Raw genomic sequence first — 16,738 nt, 5'->3', positions numbered from 1 at the left:
TATTGCCGATGCCCGCTGAGGTAAAAAGCCGGAAGAATATTTCAACATGAAAGACAAACAGCACGGGCAAAACACACCAATGCTTATATCAGAGTCAAGATCGAATTTTGATGACAGTCAAAATAAATGCTATATTTGCAACTAAAATTTAGTTGCGAACTTAAAACATGAGCCAATTAGAAAAACTATTAGAACAATTCATCAATACGCCATTTCCAAAATGGAGCGAGGTTTTAACCCTATTGAAGAGACTGGGTTACAAAAAACTTGAAGGCGATGGCTCCAGAATAAAATTCGTAAATCTTGAAAAGAAAATAATCATCGAATTACACCGTCCGCACCCACAGAACACCATAAAAACATATATCAAGAAAGACATCATCAAAAAGTTAAAAGAGCAAGGGGTTATCAAATGAAATACTTTAAGTACAAAGGCTATCAAGGCAGCGTCAAAGTAAGCGTAGAAGACAGTTGTTTACATGGCAAAATTGAATTCATAAGCGACTTGGTGAATTACGAAGCCGAAACAGTTGATCAATTGGAAAAAGAATTCAGGCTTGCCGTGGACAGCTATCTGGAAACCTGCAAAGAAACCGGCATGGAACCCAAAAAAACCTTTAAAGGTTCTTTCAACGTGCGGATAGGCGAAGAGCTACACGAAAAAGCGGTAAAACGAGCCGGTGAAATAGGAAAATCCCTGAACGATTACATCAAAGACATCGTCAAGAAAGATACCGAATCGCACGCTTAAAGGGCAAAAAATGATCAGTTACGAAAAAGACTCTTTCATCTGGACACATGGAATCAAATCATGACTTTAAAAAAACTTTTCCCTGGCTTGGCGTTTATTTTATTAACCGTTTTTAATATTCAGGCGCAAGCCGCTCCGGCTGCATTTACCTCGGGAAGTTATCAGCAAATATTGGTCAGCAACGCCAACCAGCCGTTCATGCTGGTGGTCTGGTCCATCAACTGCCCTTCCTGCCTGAAAGACATGGAGCTGTTAAGCAGCATCCATAAAAGCAGACCCGAACTTAAAATGATCATGCTGGCGGCGGATGAATTATCAGCAAGCGAGCAGATTCAGCAAATCCTGGAAAAAAACCAATTATCCGAGATTGAAAACTGGGTCTATGCCGAGGAAAACACCCAAAAACTGCAATTTGAAATCGATCCTAAATGGTATGGCGAACTGCCCAGAACCTATTTCTTCGACAAGGCCCATCAACGCACAGGCGTCAGCGGTGTGTTGTCGAAAGAAGATTATGATGCGATGTTCGCCAAAATTCTGAAATAAGTCTTTAACCAACCGGATTTTTATCATTCACCACGAAGACACGAAGGACACGAAGTTTTATTTCTTCGTGTCCTTCGTGTCCTGTATCGTCTAAAGCGCCTACTGTTGGTGCTCTACCTCCTGCATAACCCAGAGGGATGTGGAGAATGCAGATTTTGCATGGAGCAAAATATCTGCCCATGTAGTCGTTCGTGGTGATAAGCTTTTCTTAACGGGAAGTTACATTTTTAAACCCCGGATAAAAACTTACGTTAAAATGGCCGCTATATCAGAAACTACCGGTCATTTTTTATGTTCAAAAAAATACTCCACGTTCTGGCTACCTGTTTACTAAGCGCCTGTGTCACCAGCCCTACAGGCAGAAGCCAACTTGTTTTCATGCCTGATGCGCAAATCAATCAAATGGGCTTGCAGGCTTTCGATAACCTGAAGAAACAAAAACCTATCAGCACCAGCAGTAAATACAATCAACTGGCGAACTGCATTGCCGGGGCAATTACCCAGGAAACCGGCGGCAACTGGGAAATCGTGGTGTTTGAAGACGCCTCGCCTAACGCTTTCGCCCTGCCCGGCAACAAAATCGGCGTTCATACCGGAATGCTCACGCTGGTCGACAATCAGGACCAATTGGCGGCGGTCATCGGCCATGAAATCGGCCATGTGCTCGCCCGGCACAGTAATGAACGCGCCTCGCAGGAATTCGCGGTTAGCCAAGGCATGGGCATCATCCAGGCAGTTAGCGCACCGCAAACCGCCTTAGGCCAAACGGCGCTCGGTATGCTGGGCCTCGGCGCGCAATACGGCATACTGATGCCTTACAGCCGCACCCATGAAAGCGAAGCCGATATGATCGGCGTCGATTTAATGGCCAAAGCGGGTTTTGATCCAAGGCAAAGCATCAACTTGTGGCAAAAAATGGAACAGGCATCGCAAGGCCGGCAACCGCTAGAATTCATGTCCACTCACCCTTCGCATGCCACGCGCATTCAGGACTTGGAAAAACACATGCCGCAAGCCATGGGACTATTCCAGCAAGCCCAATCACAAGGCAAACAACCGCATTGCAACTAAGTTGATGACTCCAAACTTAAAACATTTACATCCCTATCCGTTCGAGAAACTGGCGCAACTTAAACAAGGCGTCGTTCCGCCTAAAGACAAGTCGCATATCGCCCTGTCTATGGGCGAGCCGACCCATGCCACGCCGCATTTAATCCAGGAAGCGCTGTTAACCCATTTGCACGGTTTGGCTAACTATCCGACCACCAAAGGCATACCGGAACTCCGGCAGGCGATTGCCGGATGGATCAGCCGACGCTTCCAGATCCCGGCCGATGCGGTTAATGCTGAAACTCAGGTTTTGCCGGTCAACGGTACGCGTGAAGCGTTGTTTTCCTTTGCCCAGTGCCTGATCGATTCGACTAAGGTTGCGCCCGTGGTCGTCATGCCGAACCCTTTTTACCAGATTTATGAAGGCGCGGCCTTGCTGGCAGGGGCTGAACCCTATTATCTGAACACGTTGGAAGACTCCGGTTATTTGCCGGATTTTGACGCGGTGCCGGATGAGATATGGCAACGCTGCCAGCTGATTTACATTTGCTCGCCCGGCAACCCGACCGGCTCGGTGATTGATCAGGCCAGTCACGAAAAGCTGCTGAAGCTGGCGGAAAAGCATGACTTCGTGATTGCTTCCGACGAGTGCTATACCGAAATCTACGACGACGAAAGCAACCCGCCGCCGGGCTTGCTGCAAACGGCCTACAACATGGGCAATACGGCATTTAAGCGCTGCGTCATTTTCCACAGCTTGTCCAAGCGCTCCAACGCGCCGGGTTTGCGCTCGGGTTTTGTCGCAGGCGACGCCGAGCTATTGAAACACTATTTCCAATACCGGACTTATCACGGCTGCGCGATGCCTTTGCCTACCCAGCACGCCAGCATCCAAGCCTGGCAGGATGAGCGGCACGTCGTCGAAAACCGTCGCTTGTACCGCGAAAAATTCGCGGCTTTCATCGATATTCTCGGCGACGTTTGCACCGTCACCCAGCCGCCGGCCAGTTTCTATGTTTGGTTGAAAACACCGATTTCCGATACCGAATTCGCCAAACAGCTGTTTGCTAGGCAAAACATCACCGTACTGCCCGGCAGCTATTTATCCCGCGATTGCGACGGCGTTAATCCCGGCCTAAACCATGTCAGGATTGCACTGGTTGCGCCTCTGGATGAATGCATAGAAGCCGCGCAGCGCATCAAAAATTTCCTTAACTCTTTATAAGAAGAACCATGTCACAACTAGAACAAATCATTAACGACGCCTTTGAAAACCGTGCCGACATTACGCCAGCGACTGTTTCCAGTGAAGTGCGCTCTGCCGTTGAAGAAGCAATCAACTTATTGGACAGCGGCAAGGCCCGCGTCGCCGAAAAAACCAGCGGCGATTGGGTCACCAACCAATGGCTGAAAAAAGCCGTGTTGTTGTCGTTCAGGATCAACGAAAACAGGCTGATGGACGGCGGCAACACGCGTTATTACGACAAGGTCGACAGCAAATTCGCCAACTACAGCGAAGAAGATTTCGCCAAGGCCGGTGTGCGAGTCGTACCGAACGCGGTTGCACGACGCGGTTCCTACATCGCACCCGGCGCTATCTTGATGCCGTCCTACGTGAACATCGGCGGCTATGTCGATAGCGGCACGATGGTCGATACCTGGGTTACAGTCGGCTCTTGCGCGCAAATCGGCAAGAACGTTCACCTGTCCGGCGGCGTCGGCATCGGCGGCGTATTGGAACCCTTGCAAGCCGGCCCGACCATCATCGAAGACAACTGCTTTATCGGCGCGCGTTCCGAGATCGTCGAAGGCGTGGTCGTCGAAGAAGGCTCGGTCATTTCGATGGGCGTTTACATCGGCCAAAGCACCAAAATCTACAACCGCATGACCGGCGAAATCAGCTACGGCCGCATTCCGGCCGGCTCGGTCGTCGTCTCGGGCAACCTGCCTTCTGCGGACGGCAAATACAGCCTGTACTGCGCGGTTATCATCAAACAGGTTGATGAAAAAACCCGCAGTAAAACAGGCATCAATGAGTTGTTGAGGGATTAATTGTGTCGGGTGCATGCGCCTTTGCGTCATGCACCCTTCCCTGTTCATCTCGCGGATGGCTCAAATATCCTTTCCGCCGTCCCAACCGACACAACCCACCGATAACAAACCATGATTAACAACGATGTATTACGCCGGGTACGCTACGCTTTAGAGCTTAAAGACCAGACCATGATCGAAATCTTCGCCTTAAGCGGCGCTGAGATAAGCCGGGACGAGTTGCTCAAGCTGCTCAAAAAAGACAATGAAGCCGATTACGTTCCGCTTAACAATAAGCTGATGGAGCAGTTTTTAGACGGCCTGATTATCTATCGAAGAGGCAAGCAGGAGAATCCGCCTGCACAAGTGAAAAAACCGGAGCCGTTAACCAATAACGCGATACTCAAAAAACTGCGTATCGCGCTGGAATTTAAAGAAGAGGACATGCTCAGCACATTGAAGTTGGCCGATTTTGAATTGTCCAAAGGCGAGCTCAGCTCTTTTTTCCGGCAAAAAGGCCATAAACACCACCGGGAATGCGGCGACCAGATTTTAAGAAACTTTTTACAAGGCCTTACCATTCGTTTTAGAGATCCTAACGCGTCAGATTAAAACTGCATCACTTAACAAAATGTTGGGTTACGCTACGCTAACCTGCACACTTCCACCCATAACTTAACTAGGCCCCATACTATGAGCGAACAAATATCAAACAATGCCGTCATTTACGCCTTGCTGTCTTTAAACAGCGAAGTCGCCCTGCAACACGAGTATCTGGATTCGCCCGATGTTCCCGAAGATGAGCGTGAAAACGAAGAAGAAATCCTGGCCGATCTGGAACAAGCCTTTATGGAATTTGTCGATCTTTATAAAAACCGCTGCAAGTCCGACAAACAGTTGCCCAGCATTGACGAATTACTGAACAGCCAATTGTAAAATCCCTATGGAGTCAGCGATGCCGATTGTCAGAGTCTTGGCTATTTCAGGTAGCTTACGCGCCGCATCGTTGAACTCCGCACTGCTGAGAGCCGTTGTTTGCTTGGCGCCTGCCGATATTCGCGTCGAACTCTATACCGGACTGAACAGTCTGCCGCTATTCAACCCCGATATTGAAATAACCGATGCGTCCCCGGTTGCGGATTTTCACGCCCGCCTGCTCGAAGCCGACGGCGTTATTATCGCCAGCCCGGAATACGCTCACGGCGTAACGGGAGTCATGAAGAATGCCTTGGACTGGATGGTCGGTAGCGAGGCTTTTGTCGGCAAGCCGGTTGCTTTGCTTAATGCGTCTCCGCGAGCAACTATCGCCCAGGCATCGCTAAAGGAAACGTTGACCGTCATGTCGGCTCAGGTCGTTGAAGCCGCCTCGATTACCTTACCCATTATCGGCTCACACCTCGATGAACACGGGATTATTGCCGATCCGTCTATTACAACAGCAATTCGTGAGGCGTTACGCGCCTTCCGCATGGAGATTGTAAATTGCAAAGCCTAAAAACCCACACTCTTTACGGTATAAAAAACTGCGACACCGTTAAAAAAGCGCGCACCTGGCTGGATCAAAACGGGATAGCTTACCGGTTCCACGATTTTAGAACCGATGGCTTGACGCCTGAGCTGTTACAGCATTTCGCCGAGCATTTAGACTGGACCAAACTGCTCAACCGCAGCAGCACCAGTTGGCGTCAGCTCAGCGCAGAACAGCAAAGCGACTTGACCCAAGAAAAAGCCATGCAGCTGATGCTGGAAACCCCTACCCTGATTAAACGCCCGGTTTTAGACGCCGGCGACAAGCTAATCCTGGGGTTTAGCGCCAAGGATGATGGGTATGCCGCAAGCCTTCCCACGCACAAAAAACCATAGGATATGGCTTACGGCTCAATAACATATAAATTCACCACGAAGACACGAAGAACACGAAGTTTTTAGCTTGTTTTTCTTCGTGTTCTTCGTGTCTTCGTGGTGATATGTTTTAAGTTGTTGATGCTTGCCGAAAACCGATAACTAATAAACCGAATAAATATGAGCGACACACTGGAACTGCTTAAAGACCTTATCAGCCGCGAATCGGTCACACCAAAAGACGCCGGTTGCCAGGACGTGCTGGCGGCGCGTTTAACCAAACTGGGCTTCAATGAAGAAAGACTGGACTTTGAAGACACCCAAAACATCTGGCTTAGACGAGGCGACGCCAAGCCGCTGCTGACCTTCCTCGGCCACACCGATGTGGTGCCTACCGGCCCTGTGGACGCTTGGGTCTCGCCGCCATTTGAGCCGACCATTATCGGAGACAAACTATACGGCCGCGGCGCCGCCGATATGAAAGGCGGCATCGCCTGCTTTATCACCGCCGTCGAGCGCTTTATTGCCAAGCACCCGGATCATCAGGGTTCTATCGCGGTGATGATGACCAGCGACGAAGAAGGCGTCGCCACCAATGGCGTGGTTAAGGTCGTCGAAGTGCTGGAGCGGCGCAACGAGAAAATAGACTGGTGCCTGGTCGGCGAGCCGTCCAGCGATAAAAAAATCGGCGACGTGATCCGCGTCGGCCGGCGCGGCTCTTTATGCGCAAAATTGACCATCGCAGGCATACAAGGCCATGTCGCCTACCCCGAGCTGGCCGACAATCCGATACACAGCTTCGCCCCGGCCCTAAAAGACCTGACCGAAGAAGTCTGGGATCACGGCAACGCGTTTTTCCCGCCGACCAGCTTGCAGGTTTCCAATATTAACGCCGGAACCGGCGCGGAAAACATCATCCCCGGCAGCGTCAACGTACAGTTCAACCTGCGTTTTTGCACCGAACTGGATGAAGACGCCATCAAGCAACGCACCCGCGCGATACTGGACAAATACGATTTTAACTACGAACTGCAATGGCGCTTGTCCGGCAATCCGTTCCTGACTGGGCCCGGTGTATTGATCGATGCGGCCCATGCCGCAATCAAAACCGTGACCGGCTTTGAAACGCTGGACGATACCGGCGGCGGCACCTCTGACGGGCGTTTTGTCGCCCCGACCGGCGCCCAGGTTATCGAACTCGGGCCGCTCAATGAAAGCATCCACAAAATCAATGAACATATCGGCGTAGAGGATTTGGAGATTCTGTCCGATATTTATGAGCAGATATTGGTTAATTTGCTGGTGTAGGCCAAGTATTCATCGCTTTCGCTAGCTCCCAATCTGAAAAGACTGTGAAAACCGCCTTAAGAATCACCCCATTATTTTTAAGCCATTGATTTTAAAATGAGTACTGGAGTAAAAACCTAGGTTTGCACGCCCAATTCTTAATACTTTCACCGTCTCTGAAGATTGGGAAACCGCAAAAACCCTTTGCAGAACTTACCAACAGGAGCAAAACCATGCTTGAACATTTACGCTTATTGAGCCGTTACAACCAATGGATGAACGACAAACTCTACAGCACCGCCGCGCAATTGCCAGCCGACGAGCTGGGCAGGGACCGGGGGGCGTTTTTCGGTTCGCTGCTGGGTACCTTGAACCATATCATGGTGGCGGACATTATCTGGCTGCAACGTTTTTCCGAACATCCAGCGCAACATCCCGCTCTGGATCAGATTCGCGCAATGCCAAAACCGCAAGCCCTGGCGCAAACACTGTTCGACGATTTTACGGCGTTAAGCGCGGAACGCCGGAACTTGGACACCACAATCATAGGCTGGTGCGAACAACTCAACACATCAGACCTGGAATATAAGCTCGCCTATCGCAACATGAAAGGCGAAGCGGCGGTCAAAAACCTGGCCAGCCTGATGCTGCATTTTTTTAACCACCAGACCCATCACAGAGGCCAAGCGACTACCTTGCTGTCGCAACAGGGATTGGACGTGGGCGTCACCGATTTGGTGACGCTAATCGCATCGGAATGACGGGTTATCAAAGGCCGGTATTTTCTTTATCCCCGTATTTGCGAGTTAATACGGTAATACCTATAGCGACCAATATCACTACGGCTACCAGCATATACAAATACCGCTTCCAATGCGTTTTGTCTTCTTCGGCGCCGACCACAAACGGCAAATGCGTATCCAGTTTTTCGCCGTCATGAAGGATAGTCACATGGGCAAGATAATCGCCGGCGCCGTATTTGGAAAAATCAATATCCGCCTTGACCGATCCTGATTTGGTTTTTTGCGGCTCCAGGTAAAAAATGCGCGTGCCTTCGGGCTCTTTAGTCACTTCAAACTCTACGGACACGTCCCTGAGCTTCTTGCCTTCATAATCGAAAATCAGATTAGTCAGACCTACATTGGGAATAAACCGGCAATAACCCTCGCTTTGGGTAAATGTCGGTGTATAAGCGGTAAAGTGGATTTTTTCGGTACCGACCCGGATACGGCAAACATCAACCTCATCAAGCGCGCCTCTGTGGCTGTAGCCGGGCGCAGAAAACGACATGCTTAAAAACAATACTGATAAAACAGTCCAAAACCGGAATATTCGCGTTGCCGAACCTTTGTTGTTTTTGTTTTGAGGGTTATTGGCTAAAGTTGATAGAAACTGTGTTTTCATTTCTAAATCTCTCTGACTTGGCGGGAAAATAGCGTAAAAACGACGCCGTGAATAAAGTCTAATGTAAGCGAAAGGCTACATTAGACGTTATAACGAATATATCGTCAAACCTTAGAGCACAAAGACGGGGAAAAGTATTGATGGCGTCCCCGCTCCACGCACCGCGTGAGAACGGGGCAACTTGCGGTGAGAAATCAGCTGCCGGGCTTGGTAAGTTTGCTGACCCGCCCTTGCTCAACATACAAGGGGTTAATAAATAACAAATAAAACTTGATGAAAATGGTACCCAACAGCAGCGCAGCGGCTTTGACGGCTGATTTGAATATTTCCGCCCAAGGACGCAACGTCTCCAGAAAACTAAACGTGCTCGCCAGTTTGGGCGCCAGGTTATTGATTAACCAGACAATAAAAACACCTACCAGAGCGGATACCGAAACGGTGATGGACAGCAGCTCTTTAAGGTACGGCCAACAGAAATACAACGCGCCGGCGACAAACAGCAACAGCGCAATCCTAAGCCAAACAAAGCACATCAAAGCCTTACCAAAGGTGGACTGGGCAATTTCCAGCTGCCGACAATAATCGGGCGTCGGATTTTTGATCCAAGGATCTATTTCCATGAATTTCCACGGTGTTTCCGGCAGCGTTCTGTTACTGCCGGGGTTTGCGGCGCGCATGCAGTGTGCATTATTTTTAAAATGCTCTAAATCTTCCCGGCTCATGCGATAGCCATCCAACATCAAGGAGTACGCTTCCACCTCGGTAAACGCGTCCAAATCGGTGCGCATTTGCGACAAGCTGTCCTGCACACCGGGGTCAACGCCAAAACCCGGAGACGTTGATTCGATCACCGTGTCCGGCGCTTGCTTGCTATCCTGATCGACCCAATGAATCTCCCTAATCTCTACGCCCTTGCGTAAATTCATGAAGGCAACGTTGTGCGTACCTCGACTGTCCATCAGGTGTCGCAGACCTTCGATACGCACACGATCTTGCAGAATACTGGAGACACGCAACAGCACTGAAACAGCGCCGGTATCCGGGTTATTTTTAATGCCCATTTGCCCAGAAGCATCACTGATCACAAAGCAGGTGCAACCGTTAGTTATTAAACCGTTTATACCCTGATTGTCGTTTACGCCGCCATCGACCAACTGAGCGCGTATTTCCTGCTTCTCCAGCAAATCATTGTACAGGCCGCTGACGGCCATAGGATCGAATAGTCCGGGTACGCAGGCCGAGGCCGCCACCGCAAGACCTAACGGGAAGTCTTGTTGGTGGGGTACGATGTCGTCATAAGCTTCCGCCTGGAGCAGACGAATGGGTTTTGTATCGATAGGATCATTCGGGGGAATCGGAGGCTTGCCCATCGTCTGGGCGGTAAACTGCCAGTTGCGTCCGGTGTTTAAGGCCGTCGCATTGAGCACCAGGATGGGAACTTTTGCGGATCTGCCTGCATTGTGCTTATTGGGGTGAAAATCCATCCGGCCGCCGGGATGTATTTTCAGGTTTCGCATCTCTACCGGCTTCCCCACATTTTGCAGAACGTTTTGGTACAGCCATTCATTGTACAGCTCGCCGATGCGGTCACTACGCGAATAGTTCAGAAAGCGCATCCTGAAGTTGGCGGCGAAACTGGAAAACGTCGCCATGCGGATATTCTTTTCCGTCGCCGCCAAAAAATCCTTTTCTATGCTGCGAACGATTTCCACATAATCCCGATCGGTAATATCCGCATCCGCTTTACTCTCCAGCAGTTTTTTGAGATGCAGGTAATATAACGCGCCGATAATCGAGCCGCCGGAAACCGTAGAAATAACTTCTACATGGCGCAGCAGATTGAGTTCCGCCATTTGCGCTAAAACGCCGATATGGAAAAACGAGGCGCGAAGACCGCCTCCTGAGAGCCCGAGGCCCAGCCTTTCCTGTGTAGTTTGTTCTGACATGTTATTCCCCTCTGAAAGTTAAATGGAGCCAACATACATCGCTCTGACGGCGACTGGCTAACCTATAACTTGTCTGTTGAGAGTCTGTTTAAAGCGCTTGGCGTTATCCAGGGGGCTAGTTCATATCTAACACAAGTTACCGGTTTTGTATTGAGTGGCGGAATGATTGTGGCAAAAAAAGCGTCCACTGTATGTCAGCCTATGCTTAACTTTCGGTAAGCATAGACTTAACCAGATTTAGCTAAATTCCGAACGGCTCAGCTGTATGGTGATGTAGCTACATTAAACCGGACACAAGACAGGAGAATTACAACGCAATCCGCCGCTGATGGAAGTCCTCAGCCATCGGTTCGTTGGTAATCGTCAATATCGCGGCTTCAGGAAGTCTTTGGGCTATCAAACGCAGCATTTTCATTTCCCATGATGAATCCAGCGAGTCCATTGCCTCTTGCAGCAGAATCCAACTAGGTCGCTGCAACAACAAACGAACCACGCCCAAACGCTGCTGTTGTTCGCGCGAAAGCGCAGCAGCCCAGTTATCCTCGTGATCGAGCTGCTCTTTCAATTCTTCCAGGCCGACCAGTTCAAGCGCTTCTGCAATCGCAGCTTCGGTATATTCTGCATGGGTCGACGGATAACAGATCGCCGCCCGCAAGGTTCCAGTCGGCAAATAAGGCCGCGGCGGCATAAAAAACACCGGCTCGCGCGGCAGCTCGATAGAGCCTTCCCCCCACGGCCAGAGCCCGACTATCGCCTTGAACAATTTGGAACCGGTAAAAGCATTGCCTGTAATCAATACGCGCTCTCCCGGCCTGATTTCGGTATTGATCGACGATACACACACCACGCCGTCGAGCCGGATAATACACAGATCACATAAACGCAAAATATCCTGTTCGGTTTTTTTCAAAATAATGCGATGCGGATCATAGCGGGCGATTTCCTGCTCCAGACGGCTCAACCCATTAACCAACCCCAACACCCGCTCAACCGAAGCCCGCCATTCTGCAACCTTGGCCATATTATCGACCGGCCAGGACATGGCCCCAGCCGCTTGCTGAAATGCCTGGGCCGATTGCATCAAAGCACCGAGCGTGATCCCCCCCAGAATATAGCGCGGCGCAGACACCAGAATCGGGAACGCCATCGACAACACCGAATAACCGGAAGTGAGCATGAACAGGTGCGACCACGCATGGGTTTGCCGCTGCCAAGCGTGAACAATATCCTTAAAAAGCGCGATAAATCTGGTCCTTTCATTGGCTTCACCATGCACCAGCGCAATCGCCAGAGAGTTTTCCCGCGCACTGACCAAACCAAACCTGAAATTGGCTTCTACGGTTTGCCGGGCGTCCGTCGCCAGGGTATAGGGGCGGCCCAGCCACCAACCCAATGAAGAAGCACAAGCCGCATAGAACATAGCCAGCCAGACCAAATGCCCATAAATGGGAATTTCAAAGAACAGCAGATCAAGCGTAACGGTACCGGAAAGCGTCCAAAGAATTTTGGTAAAACTGATAAGGAGTAATACAGAATAGATTAAGGAGTGGCAAAGATCGATAGCGGCTTCGGTCGCAATGCGTATATCTTCGGCAATCCTGCCGTCAGGATTATCGTGCGCCCCCTCCCCCTGAATGTGTGTAACCAAGTAATGACGGCCATCGGTCATCCACTGGCTAATCAAGCGATGTGTTAACCAGCTTCGCCAATCGAGTTGCAAGCGCCGCTTAACTTTAAAGTGCGCGGTGGTAACCGCTATATTGGCTGCAAAAATCAGCACGATAAGAGCGATCTGGGTAAATAACCTGCTCATGGATCGCTGCTCAAGCGCATTGAAAAGATCCGCGCTCCAAATTGTGATAACGACGGCAATGCCGATCTGCATCACGGTGAGCATCAATAAAGCCAGAGCCAGACTGCGAATAGTGGACTTGTTTTCAGAATGCCAAAAAGGCCCGGCTAACCGAATGAATTGAATAAAAAATCCGTTTGAAATTTGCAAAGGAAAATCTCCTTATCTGGGTGAAATAACACATCAGGACGCGGTTTTTTATTATTCTAGTCCGTCCCGTCTTTTACTAGCCGACAATTCTAGTGGAATTTTTCCGGTTTTCACAACTTTGTAATCTAAATTAGTGTAAACGGGCTTTTTACCTTGGTTTTTCCGCGTATCTTTACACTTTAATATAAGGCGACATTTTATGTACCGGAGCCGGCTAATCCGTTTTATCTTACGAGCCAAACCCCGACGCCATCGGCCGGACTGGATTCAATTCATAGCCTTTTGTCGCCCGGCCAATAAACGTAAGCTATCCAGCACCTGCTGCAACACAATAGAGTCGCTATTGCGTGGAAAAACCATATAAGTCGGCAATCTGAATTGCGGACTGTCAGCTACATGAAACAATTTTCCGGCCTGGACTAAAGGCTCGGCCATGCGCGTAGGCAGGAAACATGAACCGCCGTTGCAGAGGATCAACTGCACGCCCAGCCAGCCGATATTAACCGTTTGGGGAGGACTTTCCAGATCGGGATACCTGCTGCTGTGCAGCGCGTAAAACGCCGGTCCCCACTCCACGTAAATGTAATCGTCATTCGGCCAGGGTTTGTCGGGGTCGGTCGTGAACAGCGCCAGCGTTTCATCGAATAAATGCTCAATCTGAAGGCCGGGGCTATGTTGCGGCGTGTACATGATGCCGACATCCATCCTGCCCTCAACCAGTGAGCGCATTAAATCTTCTTCAAAGCCGATTTCGCTGCGAATGGAAATATCCGGCGCCTGCTTGCGCATCTCCCCAACCCATCTGGGCATCAGCTCTTCCCATAAGGCGATCCGTGTCCCCACGGTAATACTGGCGCGAAAACGGCTGGGCAAGCCAATATCATGCCGCGCCTGTTCCAATGTCAACAGCAGGGATTTGGCATGGCGCAAAAAACGATGTCCTGAGAGCGTTAATACCGCGCCGGAGCGATTGCGCACAAACAGGGTAACGCCAAGATAGGCCTCCAATCTCTGTATTCGGGTGCTCACGGTCGATTGGGTGACATACAGCCTGCCGGCCGCTTCCAGAAAGCTGCCATTGGCGACCACGCTCAAAAAAGTTTTAATCTGATCTATGTCCATCCCATTAATATCGGATATATCGATATTAATGTCCAATAAAAATCGTTTGTCTAATACTCGACTAAGTTCCAATATTAGCCGCATCGAAACCGATGCCCTGAAAAAAAGCTGTCGGTAAATCATTCCTATTACTTTAAATGCCGGCGCTCTTAAGCCGCCTGGAGAAAAAATGTTTCATGTTCAGCAATCCTTGTCTAACAAGCATGACGTTATTTCCATCAGCCCGGACGATGAACATATTTTTGGACGACCCTTTTTACCGCTTCCTGAGCCTCGCATAACGCATTTAATAAGTTACGGCGTATTGCCGGTATTGGTTTTGGCATTGAGCGGTTGCCTTGCCGCAGCAATCAAACCGCCGGCAACTGATTTGCAGAAAATTCACTCGTTCCTGGTGATGCCGGTAGAATCGCCGCCCCTTGAGGTCATTCCCGACCTGATTGAAACCCGGAGCCCCGTTTACGAGCAGTTCCCGTTTCAAAGCATGCCTTTACCCTTGCTGCTGGAGAAAAAGATTTACCGGAATCCCGGAGGCGTGGCAATCGCCGGCTATGTCGGCAATGACGACGGCATGCCCGTCGCGGATTCCCACCCGGCGTTGGATGCAACTCACTTGGCACCGGTAACCTCAGCCCAAGGCGACTGGTCGCCGACTCTGGCGCTGGCGCAGGAAGCCGTGTCGCAGCTAAAGGCAAAACAGGCCAAGGCGGTTATCAGCGATCATTACTACCCCCTTCCTATCGCGGAAAAAGACCGTGACGCAACGCCCGCCAACTGGCATAACGCGATTGGACAATGGTACAACCAGGACATATCGTCCGTTGATTACCGGCGGCTTGCCCCGGAACATGTCGATGCGGTATTGGAAGTGGGCATCGGTAACTATAGAATTTTTGACGCCCAAACCTCTTTGCAGGTGTTGGTCAAACTGGTCGACCCGAACACCCGGCAAGTCATCGGAAGAATCAACGCCAAAACCTATTCTGTCGAGGACTCGCCGCAAACCTTGCTCGACCATGACGCCGAAAAGTTCAAGCGGCTCGTCACCCTGATGGGCGCGCAACTGATTTCCCAGGATTTCAACGAACTCGGTCTACCGCTGAACATGCCTGTCCAACCAACCGTCGCGGATTCGCCCCATGACCATCGCTTACGCTAAACGCCTGCGCGGTTGGCGTTTCATCCTGTTTAATGTCGTGCTCAGCCTCGGACACATGATCGTGCTGTTCAATGTCGGCGCCTATATTGCGCTGCTGCCTCATGTTGCCGGCGACCTGGGCGGGGTATTATTTAGTTTTACCACCTGGGGCCAGACCTATTTCATCATTGCTTTGGCCCTGGCCTTTCCCATCGCCCGCTGGCTGTCAGGCTTTGTCGGCGGCTACCGCCTGTTTGTCGCGGCGTTTGTCGTCTATGCCTTCGCTTCTTATCTGTGCGCCGTCAGCGATACCCTAGGATTGTTTGTTCCGGCCCGCATTCTGCTCGGATTTTCAGGCGGCGTTACGCTCTATACCGGACAGTCCCTGCTGCTGAAAGAATATTCCGATCAGCTGAAAATGTTGGGCTTGGGAATATGGGGCCTGGTTACGCTGATGCCTTTTACGATCAGCTTTCCGATAGGCGGCCTTATCGCCGACGAACTGGGCTGGCGTTACCTGTTTTACCTGAATGTCCCGCTTGCCCTGGCTATCGCCGGGATTACCGGCTCATTGCTTGCCGGGCGCGGATTTGAACACAAACCCGCGTATTTCGACGGCATCGGCTTTGCGCTGTTGGCATTGATTCTCGGCGGCGTGCAGACCATTCTGAACCAGGGCAATGATGTCGACTGGCTGGATTCGCCGCTGCTGTCCACGCTGTTGATCGTCCTGCTCGTGGCAGCGCCCTGTTTCATTATCTGGGAGCTCGATGAAGCCCATCCCGTCTTCAACCTGAGTCTTTTCGCCCACCGTAATTTTACGATAGGCGTGATTTGCCTGTTCATGGGATTCCTGTCCATCCAGGGACTTATGTCGGTGTTCATCGTCCAACTGCAAGTGTTGCTGGGCTATTCTTCATTCCTGGCCGGCATGGCTTACCTGCCGATGATCCTGCTTGCGGTTCCGGTAAATCTGTTGATGCACAAGCTGCCCCAAGGCCTGGATGCCCGCCTTTTGGCCTGCCTCAATCTTCTGGGGTTCTCTGCTACCTTTTTCTGGATAGGCCTGTTCGATGATCCCGGCTCATTCGACCGGCTTTTTTGGCCCATGTTGCTGCTCGGCTTTTTTCTGGGCTGGTTTTTCACCCCGCTGACCAAACTAACACTGCACGGGCTGCATGGCGATAAACAGATACGCGCGGCCGAAGAAGCGGGATTCCTGCGGCTTGCCGCCGGTGCAATCGGCATCACTCTGCAAGGGGTCGTGCTGTTTCGCCGCACGCCTTTTCATCGTCTTGATCTTGCGGATCATTTCGGCGGGCGGCAGTTCGCCTCCATCGATGCGATGCAAGGATTTTCTTCGCGGCTGGCCACCGCAGGCCTCGATAAAAGCAGGGTCAACGGCGAGCTTATGGCCGTCATCAAGCAACAATCGACCCTGCTGGCATTAAACGATGCTTTTCTGCTGGCAAGCTACCTGTTCATCGGACTGGCTGGGCTGGTGTGGCTGGCTTCCCCCACCTACCAAGCGCCTCATCCAACGCCGAAGCAGGAACAGGCCGACATCCGGTCCGAAGAAATAATCGAGGATTTATGACGCGTCGATTCATGCCTACTCA

At 50.8% G+C, this 16,738-nt stretch carries 18 protein-coding genes; 14 read left to right on the top strand and 4 right to left on the bottom strand.

What is annotated here, in order from left to right:
* The first annotated feature begins 167 nt into the window (after positions 1-167).
* The 12 genes from B0F88_RS03450 to B0F88_RS03395 all read left to right on the top strand — a co-directional run bounded on the left by B0F88_RS03450 (position 168) and on the right by B0F88_RS03395 (position 8,268).
* Entirely contained in the window at positions 168-416 is a 249-nt protein-coding gene (locus B0F88_RS03450; RefSeq protein ID WP_104422549.1) for a type II toxin-antitoxin system HicA family toxin, read from the top strand.
* Positions 413-751 carry a type II toxin-antitoxin system HicB family antitoxin gene (locus B0F88_RS03445; protein ID WP_104422548.1) on the top strand — a complete coding sequence of 113 codons (339 nt, stop codon included), beginning with the start codon at positions 413-415 and terminating at the stop codon, positions 749-751. The genes B0F88_RS03450 and B0F88_RS03445 overlap by 4 nt, the downstream gene beginning before the upstream one ends.
* A gap of 60 nt (positions 752-811) precedes the next feature.
* Entirely contained in the window at positions 812-1,297 is a 486-nt protein-coding gene (locus B0F88_RS03440; RefSeq protein ID WP_104422547.1) for a TlpA family protein disulfide reductase, read from the top strand.
* A 291-nt stretch (positions 1,298-1,588) separates the two neighbouring features.
* A complete protein-coding gene (locus B0F88_RS03435; protein WP_104422546.1) occupies positions 1,589-2,368 on the top strand; it encodes a M48 family metallopeptidase in 780 nt (259 codons plus the stop codon).
* 4 nt (positions 2,369-2,372) lie between these two features.
* Positions 2,373-3,572 (top strand): succinyldiaminopimelate transaminase, encoded by a 1,200-nt coding sequence (gene dapC / locus B0F88_RS03430; protein WP_104422545.1) that lies wholly within the window; start codon positions 2,373-2,375, stop codon positions 3,570-3,572.
* Between the two features lie 8 nt (positions 3,573-3,580).
* Entirely contained in the window at positions 3,581-4,399 is an 819-nt protein-coding gene (gene dapD, locus B0F88_RS03425) for a 2,3,4,5-tetrahydropyridine-2,6-dicarboxylate N-succinyltransferase (protein WP_104422544.1), read from the top strand.
* A 111-nt stretch (positions 4,400-4,510) separates the two neighbouring features.
* Positions 4,511-4,990 (top strand): YehS family protein, encoded by a 480-nt coding sequence (locus B0F88_RS03420; RefSeq protein WP_104422543.1) that lies wholly within the window; start codon positions 4,511-4,513, stop codon positions 4,988-4,990.
* Between the two features lie 81 nt (positions 4,991-5,071).
* On the top strand, positions 5,072-5,314 hold the full coding sequence (locus B0F88_RS03415) for a hypothetical protein (RefSeq protein WP_104422542.1): 243 nt from the start codon (positions 5,072-5,074) through the stop codon (positions 5,312-5,314).
* A 19-nt stretch (positions 5,315-5,333) separates the two neighbouring features.
* Positions 5,334-5,873, top strand: a complete 540-nt coding sequence (locus B0F88_RS03410; protein ID WP_258076548.1) for an NADPH-dependent FMN reductase — start codon at positions 5,334-5,336, stop codon at positions 5,871-5,873.
* The gene (locus B0F88_RS03405; RefSeq protein WP_104422540.1) at positions 5,861-6,241 is read left to right on the top strand and encodes an ArsC family reductase; all 381 of its coding nucleotides are present in this window, start codon (positions 5,861-5,863) and stop codon (positions 6,239-6,241) included. The genes B0F88_RS03410 and B0F88_RS03405 overlap by 13 nt, the downstream gene beginning before the upstream one ends.
* Before the next feature lie 159 nt (positions 6,242-6,400).
* Entirely contained in the window at positions 6,401-7,528 is a 1,128-nt protein-coding gene (gene dapE, locus B0F88_RS03400) for a succinyl-diaminopimelate desuccinylase (RefSeq protein ID WP_104422539.1), read from the top strand.
* Between the two features lie 212 nt (positions 7,529-7,740).
* Positions 7,741-8,268, top strand: a complete 528-nt coding sequence (locus B0F88_RS03395; RefSeq protein WP_104422538.1) for a DinB family protein — start codon at positions 7,741-7,743, stop codon at positions 8,266-8,268.
* Positions 8,269-8,275: 7 nt separating this feature from the next.
* Here B0F88_RS03395 and B0F88_RS03390 read toward each other — a convergent pair whose 3' ends face one another.
* The 4 genes from B0F88_RS03390 to B0F88_RS03375 all read right to left on the bottom strand — a co-directional run bounded on the left by B0F88_RS03390 (position 8,276) and on the right by B0F88_RS03375 (position 14,065).
* The gene (locus tag B0F88_RS03390; protein ID WP_104422537.1) at positions 8,276-8,911 is read right to left on the bottom strand and encodes a hypothetical protein; all 636 of its coding nucleotides are present in this window, start codon (positions 8,909-8,911) and stop codon (positions 8,276-8,278) included.
* Positions 8,912-9,105: 194 nt separating this feature from the next.
* Complete coding sequence (locus tag B0F88_RS03385) at positions 9,106-10,857, bottom strand: patatin-like phospholipase family protein (protein ID WP_104422536.1); 1,752 nt, start codon at positions 10,855-10,857, stop codon at positions 9,106-9,108.
* 307 nt (positions 10,858-11,164) lie between these two features.
* Positions 11,165-12,859: an ABC transporter ATP-binding protein/permease gene (locus B0F88_RS03380; protein ID WP_104422535.1), complete on the bottom strand. Its 1,695-nt coding sequence runs from the start codon at positions 12,857-12,859 to the stop codon at positions 11,165-11,167.
* 267 nt (positions 12,860-13,126) lie between these two features.
* Entirely contained in the window at positions 13,127-14,065 is a 939-nt protein-coding gene (locus tag B0F88_RS03375) for a LysR family transcriptional regulator (protein ID WP_258076547.1), read from the bottom strand.
* An 85-nt stretch (positions 14,066-14,150) separates the two neighbouring features.
* On the opposite strand from B0F88_RS03375, the gene B0F88_RS03370 reads away from it, so the two are divergent.
* Together B0F88_RS03370 and B0F88_RS03365 are read left to right on the top strand one after the other, a co-directional pair.
* Positions 14,151-15,140: a hypothetical protein gene (locus B0F88_RS03370; protein WP_104422534.1), complete on the top strand. Its 990-nt coding sequence runs from the start codon at positions 14,151-14,153 to the stop codon at positions 15,138-15,140.
* The gene (locus tag B0F88_RS03365; RefSeq protein ID WP_104422533.1) at positions 15,121-16,716 is read left to right on the top strand and encodes an MFS transporter; all 1,596 of its coding nucleotides are present in this window, start codon (positions 15,121-15,123) and stop codon (positions 16,714-16,716) included. Before B0F88_RS03370 ends, B0F88_RS03365 begins: the two co-directional genes overlap by 20 nt.
* Positions 16,717-16,738 lie beyond the last annotated feature (22 nt).

The sequence above is a fragment of the Methylobacter tundripaludum genome (assembly GCF_002934365.1).
GTDB classification, from domain to species: Bacteria; Pseudomonadota; Gammaproteobacteria; order Methylococcales; family Methylomonadaceae; genus Methylobacter_A; species Methylobacter_A tundripaludum_A.
Note: the sequence above shows the minus strand (reverse complement) of the source record. Positions and strands in the feature narration are given on the sequence as shown.

Bases quoted from the DNA above. Each gene is read 5' to 3' on its own strand.
- B0F88_RS03450 (WP_104422549.1), top strand. From the start codon at position 168: ATGAGCCAATTAGAAAAACTATTAGAACAATTCATCAATACGCCATTT.
- B0F88_RS03445 (WP_104422548.1), top strand. From the start codon at position 413: ATGAAATACTTTAAGTACAAAGGCTATCAAGGCAGCGTCAAAGTAAGC.
- B0F88_RS03440 (WP_104422547.1), top strand. From the start codon at position 812: ATGACTTTAAAAAAACTTTTCCCTGGCTTGGCGTTTATTTTATTAACC.
- B0F88_RS03435 (WP_104422546.1), top strand. From the start codon at position 1,589: ATGTTCAAAAAAATACTCCACGTTCTGGCTACCTGTTTACTAAGCGCC.
- dapC (WP_104422545.1), top strand. From the start codon at position 2,373: ATGACTCCAAACTTAAAACATTTACATCCCTATCCGTTCGAGAAACTG.
- dapD (WP_104422544.1), top strand. From the start codon at position 3,581: ATGTCACAACTAGAACAAATCATTAACGACGCCTTTGAAAACCGTGCC.
- B0F88_RS03420 (WP_104422543.1), top strand. From the start codon at position 4,511: ATGATTAACAACGATGTATTACGCCGGGTACGCTACGCTTTAGAGCTT.
- B0F88_RS03415 (WP_104422542.1), top strand. From the start codon at position 5,072: ATGAGCGAACAAATATCAAACAATGCCGTCATTTACGCCTTGCTGTCT.
- B0F88_RS03410 (WP_258076548.1), top strand. From the start codon at position 5,334: ATGCCGATTGTCAGAGTCTTGGCTATTTCAGGTAGCTTACGCGCCGCA.
- dapE (WP_104422539.1), top strand. From the start codon at position 6,401: ATGAGCGACACACTGGAACTGCTTAAAGACCTTATCAGCCGCGAATCG.
- B0F88_RS03395 (WP_104422538.1), top strand. From the start codon at position 7,741: ATGCTTGAACATTTACGCTTATTGAGCCGTTACAACCAATGGATGAAC.
- B0F88_RS03390 (WP_104422537.1), bottom strand. From the start codon at position 8,911: ATGAAAACACAGTTTCTATCAACTTTAGCCAATAACCCTCAAAACAAA.
- B0F88_RS03385 (WP_104422536.1), bottom strand. From the start codon at position 10,857: ATGTCAGAACAAACTACACAGGAAAGGCTGGGCCTCGGGCTCTCAGGA.
- B0F88_RS03375 (WP_258076547.1), bottom strand. From the start codon at position 14,065: ATGCGGCTAATATTGGAACTTAGTCGAGTATTAGACAAACGATTTTTA.
- B0F88_RS03370 (WP_104422534.1), top strand. From the start codon at position 14,151: ATGTTTCATGTTCAGCAATCCTTGTCTAACAAGCATGACGTTATTTCC.
- B0F88_RS03365 (WP_104422533.1), top strand. From the start codon at position 15,121: ATGACCATCGCTTACGCTAAACGCCTGCGCGGTTGGCGTTTCATCCTG.